18 protein-coding genes, 2 tRNA genes and 1 other RNA gene are annotated in these 15,153 nt (G+C 36.9%); 9 read left to right on the top strand and 12 right to left on the bottom strand.

Annotated elements, in window-relative coordinates; genetic code table 11:
* The first annotated feature begins 298 nt into the window (after window positions 1-298).
* A complete protein-coding gene (locus tag FACI_RS01960; protein ID WP_009886421.1) occupies window positions 299-1,030 on the top strand; it encodes a hypothetical protein in 732 nt (243 codons plus the stop codon).
* Between the two features lie 491 nt (window positions 1,031-1,521).
* Window positions 1,522-1,606, top strand: a tRNA-Leu gene (locus FACI_RS01955).
* 188 nt (window positions 1,607-1,794) lie between these two features.
* Here the strand turns inward: FACI_RS01955 and FACI_RS01950 are convergent.
* The 3 genes from FACI_RS01950 to FACI_RS09735 form a co-directional block, all read right to left on the bottom strand.
* Complete coding sequence (locus FACI_RS01950; RefSeq protein WP_009886420.1) at window positions 1,795-2,928, bottom strand: HD domain-containing protein; 1,134 nt, start codon at window positions 2,926-2,928, stop codon at window positions 1,795-1,797.
* A 12-nt stretch (window positions 2,929-2,940) separates the two neighbouring features.
* An RNA gene (ffs, locus tag FACI_RS09925) (signal recognition particle sRNA) lies at window positions 2,941-3,244 on the bottom strand.
* 33 nt (window positions 3,245-3,277) lie between these two features.
* The gene (locus tag FACI_RS09735) at window positions 3,278-3,802 is read right to left on the bottom strand and encodes an NTP transferase domain-containing protein (protein WP_009886418.1); all 525 of its coding nucleotides are present in this window, start codon (window positions 3,800-3,802) and stop codon (window positions 3,278-3,280) included.
* 191 nt (window positions 3,803-3,993) lie between these two features.
* On the opposite strand from FACI_RS09735, the gene FACI_RS01940 reads away from it, so the two are divergent.
* Complete coding sequence (locus tag FACI_RS01940) at window positions 3,994-4,194, top strand: hypothetical protein (protein ID WP_009886417.1); 201 nt, start codon at window positions 3,994-3,996, stop codon at window positions 4,192-4,194.
* An 86-nt stretch (window positions 4,195-4,280) separates the two neighbouring features.
* Window positions 4,281-4,871, top strand: coding sequence for a class I SAM-dependent methyltransferase (locus FACI_RS01935; RefSeq protein WP_009886416.1), 591 nt, complete (start codon window positions 4,281-4,283; stop codon window positions 4,869-4,871).
* Here the strand turns inward: FACI_RS01935 and FACI_RS01930 are convergent, their stop codons facing one another.
* From FACI_RS01930 to FACI_RS10080, 4 genes are read right to left on the bottom strand one after another with little or no spacing between them, the layout of a single operon-like run.
* Window positions 4,872-6,317: a menaquinone biosynthesis decarboxylase gene (locus FACI_RS01930; RefSeq protein WP_009886415.1), complete on the bottom strand. Its 1,446-nt coding sequence runs from the start codon at window positions 6,315-6,317 to the stop codon at window positions 4,872-4,874. It lies immediately after the preceding gene.
* Between the two features lie 30 nt (window positions 6,318-6,347).
* Complete coding sequence (locus FACI_RS01925) at window positions 6,348-7,181, bottom strand: hypothetical protein (protein ID WP_009886414.1); 834 nt, start codon at window positions 7,179-7,181, stop codon at window positions 6,348-6,350.
* Between the two features lie 25 nt (window positions 7,182-7,206).
* Window positions 7,207-7,515 (bottom strand): winged helix-turn-helix transcriptional regulator, encoded by a 309-nt coding sequence (locus FACI_RS01920; protein ID WP_009886413.1) that lies wholly within the window; start codon window positions 7,513-7,515, stop codon window positions 7,207-7,209.
* Window positions 7,505-7,753, bottom strand: coding sequence for a hypothetical protein (locus FACI_RS10080; protein WP_009886412.1), 249 nt, complete (start codon window positions 7,751-7,753; stop codon window positions 7,505-7,507). The genes FACI_RS01920 and FACI_RS10080 overlap by 11 nt, the downstream gene beginning before the upstream one ends.
* A gap of 91 nt (window positions 7,754-7,844) precedes the next feature.
* Between FACI_RS10080 and FACI_RS01915 the strand changes: the two genes are divergently transcribed.
* The 3 genes from FACI_RS01915 to FACI_RS10200 all read left to right on the top strand — a co-directional run bounded on the left by FACI_RS01915 (window position 7,845) and on the right by FACI_RS10200 (window position 9,396).
* Complete coding sequence (locus FACI_RS01915; RefSeq protein ID WP_009886411.1) at window positions 7,845-8,057, top strand: hypothetical protein; 213 nt, start codon at window positions 7,845-7,847, stop codon at window positions 8,055-8,057.
* A 103-nt stretch (window positions 8,058-8,160) separates the two neighbouring features.
* Window positions 8,161-8,511: a hypothetical protein gene (locus tag FACI_RS01910; protein ID WP_009886410.1), complete on the top strand. Its 351-nt coding sequence runs from the start codon at window positions 8,161-8,163 to the stop codon at window positions 8,509-8,511.
* A 720-nt stretch (window positions 8,512-9,231) separates the two neighbouring features.
* Window positions 9,232-9,396: a hypothetical protein gene (locus FACI_RS10200; RefSeq protein WP_009886408.1), complete on the top strand. Its 165-nt coding sequence runs from the start codon at window positions 9,232-9,234 to the stop codon at window positions 9,394-9,396.
* A gap of 51 nt (window positions 9,397-9,447) precedes the next feature.
* On the opposite strand, the gene FACI_RS10195 is transcribed toward FACI_RS10200, so the two are convergent.
* The 5 genes from FACI_RS10195 to FACI_RS01890 all read right to left on the bottom strand — a co-directional run bounded on the left by FACI_RS10195 (window position 9,448) and on the right by FACI_RS01890 (window position 12,570).
* On the bottom strand, window positions 9,448-9,624 hold the full coding sequence (locus FACI_RS10195; protein ID WP_009886407.1) for a hypothetical protein: 177 nt from the start codon (window positions 9,622-9,624) through the stop codon (window positions 9,448-9,450).
* A gap of 180 nt (window positions 9,625-9,804) precedes the next feature.
* Window positions 9,805-9,877, bottom strand: a tRNA-Thr gene (locus FACI_RS01900).
* A complete protein-coding gene (locus FACI_RS09920; RefSeq protein ID WP_009886406.1) occupies window positions 9,868-11,028 on the bottom strand; it encodes a DUF1015 family protein in 1,161 nt (386 codons plus the stop codon). Before FACI_RS09920 ends, FACI_RS01900 begins: the two co-directional genes overlap by 10 nt.
* Entirely contained in the window at window positions 11,025-11,873 is an 849-nt protein-coding gene (locus FACI_RS01895; protein WP_019841384.1) for a deoxyribonuclease IV, read from the bottom strand. Before FACI_RS01895 ends, FACI_RS09920 begins: the two co-directional genes overlap by 4 nt.
* On the bottom strand, window positions 11,857-12,570 hold the full coding sequence (locus FACI_RS01890; RefSeq protein WP_019841382.1) for a TrmB family transcriptional regulator: 714 nt from the start codon (window positions 12,568-12,570) through the stop codon (window positions 11,857-11,859). The genes FACI_RS01895 and FACI_RS01890 overlap by 17 nt, the downstream gene beginning before the upstream one ends.
* Window positions 12,571-12,829: 259 nt before the next feature.
* Here FACI_RS01890 and coaBC point away from each other — a divergent pair, with 259 nt between their 5' ends.
* Window positions 12,830-14,047, top strand: a complete 1,218-nt coding sequence (gene coaBC / locus FACI_RS01885; RefSeq protein WP_009886403.1) for a bifunctional phosphopantothenoylcysteine decarboxylase/phosphopantothenate--cysteine ligase CoaBC — start codon at window positions 12,830-12,832, stop codon at window positions 14,045-14,047.
* A gap of 45 nt (window positions 14,048-14,092) precedes the next feature.
* Window positions 14,093-15,145 (top strand): Y-family DNA polymerase, encoded by a 1,053-nt coding sequence (locus FACI_RS01880; protein WP_009886402.1) that lies wholly within the window; start codon window positions 14,093-14,095, stop codon window positions 15,143-15,145.
* Window positions 15,146-15,153 lie beyond the last annotated feature (8 nt).

Here is a 15,153-nt window from a genome sequence, read left to right as displayed (position 1 = left end):
TTTGTGTCTAATAAACTATAAGGTAGTGGTATGCCGGTGTAATAAAAGCTAATTAATCCCTGTATTTCACTTTACAGAAGATTTACATTGAATTGAAATTCTGGCAAAGTGAATTATGCAATACATTTTAAACAATTAAAGAATTTATATTACAATATGGTCAATATTATATTTTTAGATAACCATTTCAATGTTTTTTCATTAATTTCAAATAAGTAATATATAAATTTAATTTATTAATAAATTATTTACTAATACTATCATAGTAATATATATATATTTATGTATTAATATCATTGTGAATAAAAAGAAGGTAATAATAGGTGTGTTAATGGCAGCAATATTTATAATGCTCGCATTTATTCCTGCGGCAGATAATATGCATACAGCTCAAAGCAGTACAGCAATACCACAGCAGGGTAAAGCATATCAATTGAATAATCAGGCTACTCCACATTTTCTTTTAAATCATCCAAATATAACAATAAACACAGTAAAATTACGCGATGGGTTTATGATCTTAACTTTCATAAACGGTTCATTATCATCCTGGGTTATTTATCAGAACAATATTCAGGCTGGAAGAGTGAATATAATGGCATTCAGTGATGGAAATTTCTCACATTACTCACACAATGTTAATGAAAACAATACAACAGGTGCAGTGAATACCAGCAACATGACTAACCATACAAAGGCAAGTATAGCTGCTACCTATTCACCGGGAGATGCAAAGTACAGTATCGGGTGGGATGGCTGGGCTATAAGCTTTTCGCACTCCGAACTTTGTGAAATAGTGACAGCATTAAATGCGGGAAATGCTGTATCATCTATAATCGCACTTATTACTGGATTCAGTGGGATAGGTGCTGCAATAGCCGCAATACCTACTGTCGCATCAATAATTATGGGGTTAGGAGCTATAGGATTATCCGACCTTGCACATAAATGCGGTAATGGAGCTTGGATGGGGACAAATATTTTTGTCCATCCAGAAGTTGGTTGTAATCCCGTCCCGTACGGTTATTAAGGTAAATAATATGAATAGACATTTAGAACCATTTAAAAATTTACCGTTAAGCATTAGAATTATTTATTATGTTCTACTTATTTATGGATTTATATTCCTCTTTGTATATTTTTATTTGATTTATATCGGAGACTCTGGCAAATATGTATCAATTCTTACTATAAATCGGTGGATATTGACAATTAGCGTGGCACTGGCTGTGTTATACCGTATAATGAGAAAGTAGTTTAAACTACATTTTCAACCTAAATTGTTTAAATTTATTCCCGCTGTGCCTGTATAATTGGAATAAATCTGAATACAGTATATATTGACTAATTCATAAAGTTGTTAATTACAAAATTATACGGTAGTGGCACATACATATTAATTGTGAAACGTACTATCCTTTATTATAGTGTATAGATAGGAACTCAATTCTGGATATACTGATTCTGGTTTTTCGCTGGAAATTTGATTAAAGTTAATATATCTAAAAATAATACCCAAGGGCAGAGGTTACCGAGTTAGGACAAAGGCGCTAGATTAAGGGTCTAGTCTCGAAGGAGTTCGCGGGTTCAAATCCCGTCCTCTGCATAATTATAAGGGTTTTTGCATGGAATTAATTTTCCGGTGTTTTTTTAAAGCTATAAAGATTGTATTTAGACTAACTGCGCTTCTTCATACCTGAAGAAAACGTATGGCACGGTTATAAGAACCGTATTTCATAAAACATTAGGCATGAATATTTTAAAAGGTCTAAAGATGTAGTTTTTTTGTGAAAATCATATGCCATTTAATAATTTCCTTATTTTATCATATGACTTTTCTGAAGCAGATACTATTAACTGTTTATTTTCCATCTCCCCTGACAGGGCCATTGCCATAGATGACACGTTGTTTATGTTTTCCATTTTGCCCCTGTAATGCACTTTCGCATAATTTTTTATCCTGCTGCTGCCAGCAAAATACAGTGGTGGAATAATATCAACAATATATTCGTGTTCCTGGAAATCCTGTAGCAGTGAGTTTATATTTGACGTAGATTCCTCTGTATAGGCTCCCCTGTAAGCAACCTTGAACAGATTGCGGTTCATTATGCTTCTAACTAGTTCTGAAGAATTTCCATGTTCCAGCTTATTAATAAACTGGTAATCTGTCATTTTCATGTCATCACTGTTCTTTTCATTATTTTCAAGATATGCATATCCAAGCATTTTCTGTGCAATTCTACAGGTTTTGTGGAAATAAACTGTATTGAACATCAATATCCTGGTTATTATTATGGATTCTATCGTCGGAATTGATTTTTCCACTCCAACCAGGTCTGTTCCTTCCACAATTAATGTATTGAAAAGCCTTTTATAATCGATCTGTCCCATTGTTACCCCGCAGAATAAAGCATCCCTCCTGAGGTAATCTATCTCATCCACATCTATTGGCCCGCTAACCATTGTTGAATATAAAGGATATTTTTTAGAAGAACCTGTTGCCACTTCCGCTATTTCCCCTGGGTTGTAACCATATTTTTCAAGAATATCAGGAATGGTGCTATCACCGTATGGCCCCTTTCCCAGAATAACATCCTTTGTCATATCCTCATGCACTTTTCCGTAAAGCCCGTAAAATTCATTTTCCAACCCATGGCTAAACGGCATGTGGCCTATATCGTGCAGCAGGGCTGCAATTGCCGGTATCTCATCTTTCACTCCAAGGCTCTCTGAAAGCTCATGGGCCATAAACATTGCACCGACAGAGTGTTCAAACCGTGTATGGTTTGCGCCAGGGAATACGAGGTTGCAGAGTCCAAGTTGTTTTATATATCTTAGTCTCTGGAAGTAGCGGGAATCCACAATTTCGCTAAAGAGCCCCTCAATCTTTACCGGTCCATTTACAGGGTCCTGAATAATTTTATACATAAATAACCATAATACTGGACACATCTGGTTCAGACCAGGTGTTTTGGTAGCGTCCTCCACTTCCTCTCCTCCCCGCACCCTCTCAGCATCGATGGTTCGGAATACCGGTGTTCCCTTCCGGGCCTGGCGGGGTTTTCCCGACAGATTGTATATGCATCATCCTTTGAAGTTGCATATGCAAACCCCCGATCCAAAAGGACAGAGACTCTACGATTTCATGAAGACTGCCAAAGGCCTGGTTGCCCTCACCAGACAGTCGCCCCCGCATTTCGGCACGGGTCACAGGGAGTGCCTAGCTCCCCGGTCTAGTCCAGTAATACTCGAATGTGTACATGTTAAAAAAATTTTGCTATTTTCCAAACCTCTGTAAAGCTTCTTTGTAGTCATCAGGATAATTAAGGTTAAAAAAATCATCCCTTAATATCTCTATATTTTTATATGGGAGATTTCCTGTTTCCGGTTTTTTAAAAAACATAGAAATTCCGGATAATTGATTATTAACAATTAGTGTTGCAATTGCAGTGTCCAGGGAAGATGCGCTTGTAACGAAATCGTGTATCATATCAGGCGTGATTATAACATCAGATGGAACAATTAATACAGGCAACGAGCACGTTTTTATGGCATAATTGAGGTCAAGCGCATAATCGCCCTGCCCCATTATTGTTCTTAAAGAATGATACCCATCAAGAAATCTGGTGTTTTCACTTATGCAAAGGCTTATGTTAAAATTTAGATTTTGCAGGATTTTAATAATAGCATCAATAACTTTCTCTCCATTTATTTTCAGGAGCATTTTTTCCGCTGTGCCCATCCTGCTACCTTTCCCACCAGCCATTATAACTGCGTCCACCTGTGTATATTGCCTATCCATAATTTAATTTTGCCTGAATATCTTTTATTTAACATTATTATCCAATTTCATCTGCAAATTTTTTGAAATAAAGCATCAAACCATTCTAATATTATCACTTTGCCCTGTTCAGATACCTGGAATTGCTAGCAGTGAATTAAAGCTTCGTGGAATAATTTATATAATATACAAATATATATAATTGAATATATATGGCTGACGTAAAGTTCTGCCCCTCAGAGGCTCATATACAGGTTAAAAAGGGATTGATAAGAAGGTCCAGCACACAGGAAAACTATCCTATGGAACGGTTATACGTTCAGGATATAGTGGAAGGTGCAGTATCCTATAGAGCAGTAGGGTGGCTGTGCGATAAATGCAAATACGTAGAAATCGATGGCACACCAAAATAACAAAACCACAATTATTCAGAAAATATATATAATAATATATTAACAATAATAAGAAAATTTATAATTCCTGTTCACAATACCATAATATGAAAGATTATTATCTGGAAGGTGAAGAAAAGTTCGGATTTTTCACAACATCGTTTTACAATCGTGTTGCCTGGAGGCTTTTAAAAAAATTATATGGCTTTGCCCTGGATGAAATGAAGGATATGGAACCGTCGTCTATACTGGATATCGGTGCAGGCCCGGGCAAACTGTCATTAATGGTATCACAAAAATTTCCCCATGCAAAGTTTTTTGCCATAGACCCATCGTTAAATATGGTAAAGGCGGAGCAGAAGAATTTTGAAAAAGCCGGCATAAAGGCATCATGCAAGCCCGGGAGCAGCAGGGATATTCCATTTGACAACAAATTTGACCTTATATATACAACACTGTCATTCCACCACTGGCAGGATAGGGATAGCAATATCAAGTACATACTTTCAAAATTAGCCGATAATGGAACATTTTTAATAATAGAATTTATGCAGGATTATTACAAATCTCCCATGTCACTGCACGGAAAACATTCTATTTCAAAGAAATACGCAGAATCATTGAACTTCGATGGGTATGAGCGTGAAATAAATACTTCTGGAGAGTTTATCTCACTTAAATTCAAAAAAGTTTCCTGATCAGCTATGTGGCTGTTCAAGCTTTTTGAGCAATTCATCTGCCTTTCTTTCTATTTCCGGTGTCATTGATAATGTGTCTGGCCACGGCCTGTTATAATTTTCAGCTGGTGACTTTTTGGTTGCGTCTATGCCCATCTTTGAACCCAGGTTAAATAGCCTTGCCGGGTGGTCAAGTGAATCTGTCGGGGTATTTGGAACCATAAAAACATCGTTAACCGGGTCAATACGTGTAGTCATTGCCCACATAACCTGTTTCATGTCATGTACGTCCACATCATCATCAACTACAACAACAATTTTTGTGAACATCATCTGCCCGGTGCCCCATATGGCAAACATAACCTTCTTAGCCTGTCCGGGATACCTTTTTTTAATTGATACAACTATCATGTTGCTTACTACAGTTTCTTCAGGTATGTTCATATCAACAATTTCAGGTATCTGTATCTGAATTAACGGTAGAAACATCTTTTCTATTGCTTTTCCAATCCTTACATCCTCATGCCATAGTTTTCCAACTATTGTGGTGGAATAAACAGGTTCTAATTTCTGTACAACTTTCTTTACATGGAATACGGGGAAAGCTTCTTCAAGTGAATAATAGCCTGTATGGTCCCCAAATGGCCCCTCGATCCTGGTTTCAGAAGGGTCTATATAACCTTCAAGCACAATCTGAGAACTTCTTGGATATTCCATGTTAACTGTTTCGCCTTTTATAAGCTCAAGGTGTTTCTTTGCAAGTATTCCCCTGAAAGAAAATTCATCAATTCCATTGGGTAGTGGAGCTATTGAAGAGAAGAATGTAAGAGGGTCAACGCCTATTGCAACAGCAACGTCCATTATTTTACCCTCGTTTCTGTATTTGTCCATATGCTCTGCACCGCCTTTATGTATGTGCCAGTGCATGCCAACAGTTTCATCATCGTATACCTGCATCCTGTAAGTTCCAACATTTCTCGTTCCTGTATCCGGATCCTTGGTCATGACAACAGGCATTGTTATATAGCGGCCGCCATCTCCCGGCCAGTTCTTTGTTATTGGATAATCGGATAAATGCGGCTCTACAACTTCAAATTCAGAATTTTTCCTGTTATAAACCTTGGGCTTTATTCCACTCATTTCCTTCAGCATTTCAAGCCCGCGTGATATCATGGACTCGGTATCATCAGGTATTCTCACCAGATTCTTTAGTTTGAGGCCGATATTATACGGCGTATCACCCAGTATAGCCTCTATTTTCTTATCTGATGAAAATATATTTCCTATTACGGGCATCTTTGACCCCTTAACATTGTTGAATAGCATGGTTCTCTTCTTGCCTATGCGTTCCTCCTCGCTCAGTATATATGTAAGTTCCAGTTCAGGATCGACTTCTTCGTTTACCCTTACCAGGTCGCCGTTACTTTCCTGATATTTTATAAATTCTTTCAGGTCATCAAATGTCATAGTTACTGATGCCCTGATTAAATATAATTTTTATCTCATAAAATGTATTCTTGGTTTTATTACAGAATCATAAAATTTCATTATAGACTGGATAACGAATAATATTCCTGTAATTAATGCCAGGATTCCCGCAATTATGAGCACTCCAGAAATAGAATCGCCAAGTGCTGCAGGGAGTGCCACAACATTGTAAGAAACCATGGACGCGCCTGTAATAATTAATCCTATGCCAAAGATAAATATTGCGAGTGGTTTTGCAGAACTGGTAAGAAAATCCGATATCATTGCAGAGGGTTTGAAGATAAATCCAAGGATGAGAAGAATTTCCATCACTATAAAAGCCTGTGCCCACAGGGCTGAATTCAGGTAGGATGTGCCGAATACAAAAATATATGGTGCAAGCGGGTAACCGATCAATCCAATATATGCAAGCATTGCCGCGATTATAATCATTATCCTCGAAATTAATTCGTCATCCTTAAAGAAATAATATAGATACCCGAAAGCAAGTGAAACAAACCCCAGAATAGCTGGAATTATTGTGCTCCCTATGCTAATTGACAATAGAAGTTCAGAAATGAAAATCAACGAAAATAAAATCAGTGACATAAATATGAACCTATCCGTAATATCAAACTTGCCTGAACTATAAATGCTGAGTATTATAGCCGCATAGAAAATATCGAATATAATAACAATAATGTCACCAACTTTAAACAAACCACTATGGTGGGTAGTTAATGTATATATTGTGTTTATCAGGGAAGCAGCTATAAAGAATCCAATTGATATGAGCAAAAGCAATCTTGATATGCTATTTAGCCTCTCCCTTGAATTTTCGTTATAATATGAATTACCTGACATATAAAGCTAAACAAAAAAGGCATATTTAGTTTTTCCTATTCTTATTGAGGGATTCAATAGTATCAAGCGGGTCTATCATTGCTTTCCCCTTATCGGTAAGGTAGTACATCACACGTACCGGCTTAGATGAAATAATGTTTTTCCCTATTATACCCTCAGTGGAAAGCTTCCCTAATGCCTCAGTCAATGCCTTTGGTGTAATATTTTCCATAGAATTTGATATTTCGCTATATCCTGAACTCCCGTTAATTGATAAATATTTTATTATAAGGGGCTCCCATTTTCCCCTGAGCGGCCTTAAAGCAATGCTCAGCGGGCAATCATCAGTTTTCATTTTTCTCCCTCTGCTGGTATCTGGCCACCAGCCCATTCTCCAGTATATCCATGCTCGCCACATAATGCTTTCCATTCACATTGAAAGCCACACTGGCAGTCCATTTCTTTAGCCCGGAATAATAAAATACATCTAAAATTTCAACATTTTCAGCTGGAATATTCTCCATTTTTGTTATCTGTTCGACTATAGTACTCTTTAAATCTTCCATACGATCTATGGTTAATTTAAACTCCATAATCAATAATACATTCTATTATTATAAGGGTTTTTCAATTTTTAAGTAACAATATAAGCAAGTATTTTATATTTTTTATATATGCATTCCAATGGAAGACCGCAACACAGCTGCTGCATTTATCAGGGAATACATATACCATAATTATGGGGGCGTTGAAAATATAAGGATAAGGGAAATGAAATTTGATAAATATACAGGAAACTGGACTTCCCACACAAGTTTCAACGACATTGACAGGAGCTATGAAATTGCAATAGTTTTCAATAAGGATAAAATAATATTTGTTAAAGAATTTATATAATAGAATTTCTTAACCACAGTAGGAGCAAAGTTTCAGATTAAATCGTAGGAGTATATATAAAATCTCCTACAATAGAATTGCTTTATCTGTAAATACCAGCAATATGACTAACCATACACAGACAAGCATAGCTGCTACTTATACACCGGGAGACGCAAAGTACAGTACAGGATTCTTTGGTTGGACGGCAAGTTTTTCGCCTTCCGAACTCGAGTTGCTATCCATAGCATTAGGTAGTGGAGCGACCGTGGCAGGCGTAATTGCATTTTTTACCACAGGAACAATAGTGGGTATTCGATTAGCAGCTATACCAGCTGTCGCAGCTGCAATTATGGGGGTAGGGAGTGTAGCAATAGGCATTCTTGCATATGAGTGCGGTAATGGAGGCAATATTGGGACAACATGGTTTGGTTCTCCAGAATTTGGTTGTAATCCGGTTCCATGGGGTTTCTGAGGCAAAAATATGAATATGCATATAGAAACTTTTAAAAATTTTCCATTAAAACTTAGAATTATTGGCTATATTCTACTTACCGATGCATTTGCGAATTTATTGACAATTTTTATGATATATACTGGCAAATTACCATTTGAATACATGATAATTGCCGGTATAAATGCAATGGTATTGGGAATATGCTCGTTTTTCTTTGCGGAATACAGTATAAAGAAAAATATGCGTAATAGCAATAAACCCTAATACCTTATTCATTGATTAGCTCTTTATCTATATTATTACAGTAAGCGGGAAGGCTCAACTCTTTACAGTAGATCAAAAGTTATCCCTCGAGCGCCTGTTTGGATCAACAGGATTAGCAACAAAATGATTCGTTCTTATGTGTTTGGATAATCTAATTTATTTATTTATCCCAGAGCTAAATTGTTTTTTCAACAAAATACTTTGATATTATATAGGGTAAGCTCTATTGTTTTGGCATCATAAAGATATATCGTATATGCGCGCATATAAATATAATTAATTTTTCTCACAATTTTTATCCTTAAATTTCTTTAGCAGGTTCTGATCTTGTAAAATTTTTTCCAGGAGATTTACGATTATTTTATTTCTGCATCGCACTGGCTTTTTTCCAATATAATCTATCTGAATAGAGCCTTAAAAAATTCGTCTCCAAAAGTCCATAAACGCTTATATACAATAATTGGATATATTTTTATGATTTCTTTAAAATTCAAGGAAATGTTTTATGTTGATTACAGCTTGGCTTATGCAATAATAAAACAGTATGGTCTTACAGATAAGGATAAAGAAAAAATAGAAAAAATGAACATGGATCCAGGCGTTAGAAAAGCAATATATGAAATCCTGAAAATAGCATGATTTACTATTCCGCCCTTGCCGAATCATCAGCATTAATATTAACAATATACTTCATAATTTCAGATATATTTTTGAATAATGATACACGTAAAGTAAGGCTAACAGCATATCATAATTATTTATCCTTAATTTTTTTCTTTTTGTGCTATCTATTATAACCGCTATACTTGGTCTGTGGTATTCTATTATTATTTTTATAATATCTGCTATTTTCCTTGGATTTTCCATCGACAAGCTTTTCAAAATGCTTATAAAGGAAACACCTAATTAGCTTTATTATTGGTTTTTATTTCTCACCATCCCTGGCTTCTGTGTTAATCTTACACGCTCTGATTTTATAGCTCGTTCTACTCCATATATTGCCATTACTACCCTATGGATACAGAAGGATTTAACCTTTTGTTGGTTAGCCATCGGCGAGATTTGAACTCGCGACCTGCTGATTACGAATCAGCCACTCTTCCTGCTGAGCTACGATGGCTTGAGGTAAATAGCAATTCCTGATGGGATTTTTGGATAAAAATATGTTGATTTCTGCGGGAATATTACGCCATCCAGAGCCATTTTCAGGAAAACATCCTTCTGCCATGGCGGTATTATAATGGCAAAGTCGCATTCATGCATATCCACCGCATTTATGGCATCTGTGGTATTATATATATACCCTATTTTTGTTTGCATGTTACTTTTGTTAATTCCCAGCACTTCCCCGAATAATATCTTATTTACTATTTCAGTGGATACTTCATACTTGCTATCCATTACCTGGTCAATTGCATATTTTTTAGGTACAAGCTTATAGAAAAGCCCCCTGCTATAAACACGAATATTATTATCTTCCACTATTGTACGTTCAACAGTTACGTCAAATAAATTTTCTATTTTAGGGATATTCTCCTCAAAGTTGGTCCTGTAGACAAGCCTGTCTACTCCACCAATCATTAATCCATTGTCATATATTGAAGTTATATATGCCATGGCATAATTCCAGAAACTGTCTCCTGTTTCCTTTTTTAAATCCTTTATTGCCTGTGTACGGTGGTGCCCATCTGCAACTATCCCCTGGTCATTCTTTATGGAATCTTTCAGTTTTTCTATTTTTTCCTGGTCTTCCAGAAAATAAACATAATTTTCCACTCCACTCGGCTCCTCAAATTTGAATTTTTCCTCAAGGTTGCTGGCAAATCTCCTGACCATTTTATCAAACCCATTATCTGGCACAACAATGAAAATTGGCTCCGGCTCCCCGTTCAGTGAGATCATTACATTTTTTCTTTCCAGAACCTGTTTTTCAAATGTACTTTCATGTGCTTTCAGGCTACTATCTATTTCCGCAAGCGATATGATGCCGTACCTTGTAATAATTTCCTTATTAATGTAAAATACCTGTTTCAATATTATTATAATATCTTTCCCGTAAGGGTAGATAACATTATCGCCAATCCATTTTTTGATGAGTTTTTCCGGTGTTAAACTGGAATTTCCATACTCCGGAAGGCTTAATGCTGTAATGTTATACTTTGCAGCCCGGAGCTTTTTTTCCTGTTCAATTGTTATTGTGTCGAATGGAGGCGATACTGAATCTACTATGTTTCCTGAGAATATATACGGTTTGAATTCTTTAATATTCATTGCACCACCAGCAAGCTCTTCAATTTTTCCATATTTCCTGAATAATGTTCATCTCCACCTGGAGTTTCCATAATCATAGGTATATTATTGAATGTCCTGTCATTTATTATGTTTGAAAATCCAGCATCTCCTATGTATCCATTTCCAATATTTTCATGCCTGTCCTTTTTGGAGCCAATATCAAACATTGAATCATTGATATGCAATGCGCCTATATGGCCTGTAATACCATTGGATCTCAGTGAATCAATAGATTCTTTGTAGCCATTTTTCAAATCATAACCCCCAGCAAAGAAATGGCATGTATCCAGGCATATGCCTATCTTATTTTTTGATAAATCCAGCATTTTTCCCATCTCTTCCGATGTTGCTGGAACCGTGTTTCCTTTGCCGGATGAATTTTCTATAAGCATTGTCACATTTCCTGTTTCCAGTGAATTTAACAATTCCATAATCGAATTTAATGCAATCTCCCTGTTGCTATTGGAACCTGGGTGCAGTACCAGCCTGTCAACTCCAATTCTATTGCATACCTCTATCTCATATTTTATGTCATCCATAGACTTCTCAACCAGTTCGCGGTTTTCTGAACCGAGGTTTAAAAGATATGTGGCGTGTACAACCGGTTTTGCCATATGGAATTTCTTTACTCCATCCCTGAAATTTTCCACCTCTTCTTCAGTAACAGGCTTATATTTCCACTGGAGGTTGCTTTTAACAAATATCTGGAATGTATTGAACCCAAAGGCAGCAGCCCTCTCCGGTGAAAGCCCGATACTTCCTGCTATTGATACATGCCCTCCAACTAATTTATCAAAATCACCAAAATCACATTTTGACTTCATCATTCATCATCATGTTAATAAATTGCAGTACGTGCAGGGAGAGTATAGGGTTATCGGTGTAACCGCAGGCATCCAGATCCGCTCCTGCCAGCATTGCACGTGAATCGTCGCTTGCAACATCTGTTGCTATGAGCCCTTCTTTTCTATGCACCTCTGTGTTGTGCGGAACCCTCTTATTCGGCGGTGTAATAAAAACCACTTTTACACCCCTTTTAAGGGCATTATCGATATTTTTCTTTAACTCACTCCTTATTTCCCTTATTCTCGGTGTTGCAATAAGAATTTCACGCTCTGTCAAATCGAACATCTCGGCCATTTTATTCATTACCTTTGACCTTCCATAAATTGTGAAAACAAGTTGCGGGTCTCCCTTGGATGGAAGCACGTCCTGCAGTTCCCTCAAATCATCAAACAGTTTGTTGACGCTGTTTATGAAGTTTTCCCTGATTTTCCCCATATCTTCAGGTTTAAACATTCTGGGGCGCCCCTCTGTTTCCCTGGCAAACCCCCGTGAAACAAGCGATTCCATTACTTTATATGCAGAAGTTCTGGGAATCCCGGCCGTATCCGCAATAGTATCAGCGTTTGCCACACCATGATATACTAATGAGGCAAAGGCCTGTGCTTCATAGGACGACAGCCCAAGGATTTTAAGCATATTTGCAGTTTTCATAATATGTTCTGGATTAGCTTCCATAACTAATTAATGCTTTATTAATTTAAAACATTTTCCTTTTACCACTAAATAACAGCAATATTTAATCCGGAAAAATTAATTCTTTAGAATATGAATAGGCCATTTAATGGCAATATTTTAACGATACACCGGGATAATTTAAGCATAATTATGTCAAAGGTATATACACAATAAAATCCTTTGATTTCAGTAATATTCCGTGATAAAATCAATAATATGAATAGATAAAAGATATAAAACATGAAATACTATTAAAAATATGAATTACATAGAATCACATTTTGAGAATATGCTATCCGGCAAAAAAATAATAATAGCAAGTTCTGCAAGCATTTCCATATACCGTATTCCTGATCTTATAAGAGACCTCAAGCGTGAGGGTGCTTCTGTTGTATCTGCAATGAGCCAACAGGCTGTTTCCATGATAGGGCAAACAATAATGGAATGGGCTACCGGAAACCCTGCGGTTACCCAGATAACAGGGAATATAGAACACATATCAATGTTTGATGAAAATACAATACTCCTTGTGGCACCTGCATCATATAATACAATAGGAAAAATGGCCAATGGCATATCTGATAGCATTCCTTCACTATTTTTTTCCTATGCACTGGGCCACGGAAATAAAATAGTTGTTGTGCCGGCAATGCACAGGGATATGTTTGAAAATCCTGTCAATAAGGAAAATATTGAGAAATTAAAAAAACATGGCGTTCTGGTTGTTGATCCGGAATTCGATGAAACAAAGGCAAAGATAGCAGACAATGACCGGATAATTGATTACGTTTGCAGGTCTATTTATGGCAATGCCCTGAATGGCAAGAATGTTCTGATAATTTCAGGCAGGAGCGAGCTGGCAATTGATCCTGTAAGGGTAATCACAAACAGGTCATCGGGATATACAGGCTACTGGCTGGCCCGAAATGCTTTCAGGCTCGGTGCCTCAATAATTACCTATGTAGGAAATTCCGAATATAACATTCCCGGCTATGCAACATATATGGAAAAATACAATCTCCGTGATATAATTGTAGAAATAAACACATATATCAGCGTGAATAAATATGATTACATAATTATGCCCATGGCATTAATGGATTTTGACATGAAGGAAAGCAAAACAAAACTTGATAGCGGGGCAGATCAGAACCTGGTTTTAACACCACGCCCTAAAGTCAGGGACAGGATAAGGCAAATGGCTCCGGGTGCAGTGCTTGTTCTGTTTAATCTTGAAAGCGAAAAATCCTATAATAGCAAGAAATTTGAGAAATCAGATCCAGATATGGTGGTGCTTAACAGCTTTGATAAAAAGCCATTCGGGGATACTAAAAACGATTACACAATTATTTCAAAGGGCAGGAAAGAAGAAATAGAGAACGCAGACAAGGCTACAATCTCCCTGGAGATATACAACAGGATAAAGGATATGACACGCGATTCTGGAGAACCCGGGATGAATTCACTTGTACTTTGAATATTAAATGGCAAAAATTAAATTCAAAGTATTCATATAATATTTATGCCCTTCATCATATTCATTGATTTTGATTATTTTTATGCACAGGTGGAGGAAATAATGGATCCGTCTATAAAGGATAAGCCTGTGGTAGTATGCGTTTATTCCGGCAGAACAGAAAATAGCGGAGCTGTCGCCACATCCAATTATATTGCAAGGTCCATTGGAATTAAATCTGGCATGCCTTTGCCACAGGCAATGAATATAGGAAAGGATAAAGCTGTATTCATACCTATCAGGAAGGATTTTTACAAGGAATTTTCAGACAGGGTTATGAATACAATATCAACCTATTCAGATAAAATGGAAATAGCCAGTATTGACGAAGCTTACCTGGATGTAACCGGTGAGTGCAGCACTTTCCAGGATGCAGTTAAACTTGGAGAAGAAATAAAGGAAGAGATATTCAAAGAATACGGTATGAAAGTTTCTGCAGGCATATCAATTAATAAGGCCATAGCAAAGATTCTCGGTGACATGGCGAAACCTGATGGGTTAAAATATATCGACGAATCAATGGTTGAGGAATTTCTCAATACCCTGGAGGTAAAAAAAATACCCGGCATCGGATCGATCCTGTCAAAAAAATTAAACGATGCTGGCATAAAATATTTGAAAGATATACTTGGTGCAAACCGCCAGGCAATGATAGAAATACTTGGCAATGCCAGATATAATTATCTGGTTGAAATCGCTGAGAACCGTTATAATAGCCCTGTTGAAGAAAGAATAAGAAAAAATTACGGGCGTTATATAACACTCCCGGAAAACACAAGGGACACAAATATAATAATGCCACTGCTCCGGAAAGCCGTTGATTCCGCATTCAGCAAAGCGCCAGGGCTTCCGGGCGAGATATCTGCTATCGGGATAATGGAAGACCTTAATATTGTTTCCCGCTCTTATACAGGCGGAAGGATAAGCCTGGAGAGCGCATACGGTATTGCCACCGGCTTAATGGGAAAAATACTGGAAGCAGACAGCAGAAAATTAAGGCGTATAGGCGTAAGGATTGGAAAAATGAGCTCAAATGAAAGCCTTGATAATTTCTTCTGAGGGGATAG

The sequence above is a fragment of the Ferroplasma acidarmanus Fer1 genome, from assembly GCF_000152265.2.
Taxonomy (GTDB): Archaea; Thermoplasmatota; Thermoplasmata; order Thermoplasmatales; family Thermoplasmataceae; genus Ferroplasma; species Ferroplasma acidiphilum.
This window is presented reverse-complemented; position numbering and strand designations above follow the sequence as displayed.

Bases quoted from the DNA above. Each gene is read 5' to 3' on its own strand.
- FACI_RS01950 (WP_009886420.1), bottom strand. From the start codon at position 2,928: ATGTATAAAATTATTCAGGACCCTGTAAATGGACCGGTAAAGATTGAG.
- FACI_RS09735 (WP_009886418.1), bottom strand. From the start codon at position 3,802: ATGGATAGGCAATATACACAGGTGGACGCAGTTATAATGGCTGGTGGG.
- FACI_RS01940 (WP_009886417.1), top strand. From the start codon at position 3,994: ATGGCTGACGTAAAGTTCTGCCCCTCAGAGGCTCATATACAGGTTAAA.
- FACI_RS01935 (WP_009886416.1), top strand. From the start codon at position 4,281: ATGAAAGATTATTATCTGGAAGGTGAAGAAAAGTTCGGATTTTTCACA.
- FACI_RS01930 (WP_009886415.1), bottom strand. From the start codon at position 6,317: ATGACATTTGATGACCTGAAAGAATTTATAAAATATCAGGAAAGTAAC.
- FACI_RS01925 (WP_009886414.1), bottom strand. From the start codon at position 7,181: ATGTCAGGTAATTCATATTATAACGAAAATTCAAGGGAGAGGCTAAAT.
- FACI_RS01920 (WP_009886413.1), bottom strand. From the start codon at position 7,515: ATGAAAACTGATGATTGCCCGCTGAGCATTGCTTTAAGGCCGCTCAGG.
- FACI_RS10080 (WP_009886412.1), bottom strand. From the start codon at position 7,753: ATGGAGTTTAAATTAACCATAGATCGTATGGAAGATTTAAAGAGTACT.
- FACI_RS01915 (WP_009886411.1), top strand. From the start codon at position 7,845: ATGGAAGACCGCAACACAGCTGCTGCATTTATCAGGGAATACATATAC.
- FACI_RS01910 (WP_009886410.1), top strand. From the start codon at position 8,161: ATGACTAACCATACACAGACAAGCATAGCTGCTACTTATACACCGGGA.
- FACI_RS10200 (WP_009886408.1), top strand. From the start codon at position 9,232: ATGATTTCTTTAAAATTCAAGGAAATGTTTTATGTTGATTACAGCTTG.
- FACI_RS10195 (WP_009886407.1), bottom strand. From the start codon at position 9,624: ATGGAAAATCCAAGGAAAATAGCAGATATTATAAAAATAATAATAGAA.
- FACI_RS09920 (WP_009886406.1), bottom strand. From the start codon at position 11,028: ATGAATATTAAAGAATTCAAACCGTATATATTCTCAGGAAACATAGTA.
- FACI_RS01895 (WP_019841384.1), bottom strand. From the start codon at position 11,873: ATGAAGTCAAAATGTGATTTTGGTGATTTTGATAAATTAGTTGGAGGG.
- FACI_RS01890 (WP_019841382.1), bottom strand. From the start codon at position 12,570: ATGGAAGCTAATCCAGAACATATTATGAAAACTGCAAATATGCTTAAA.
- coaBC (WP_009886403.1), top strand. From the start codon at position 12,830: ATGAATTACATAGAATCACATTTTGAGAATATGCTATCCGGCAAAAAA.
- FACI_RS01880 (WP_009886402.1), top strand. From the start codon at position 14,093: ATGCCCTTCATCATATTCATTGATTTTGATTATTTTTATGCACAGGTG.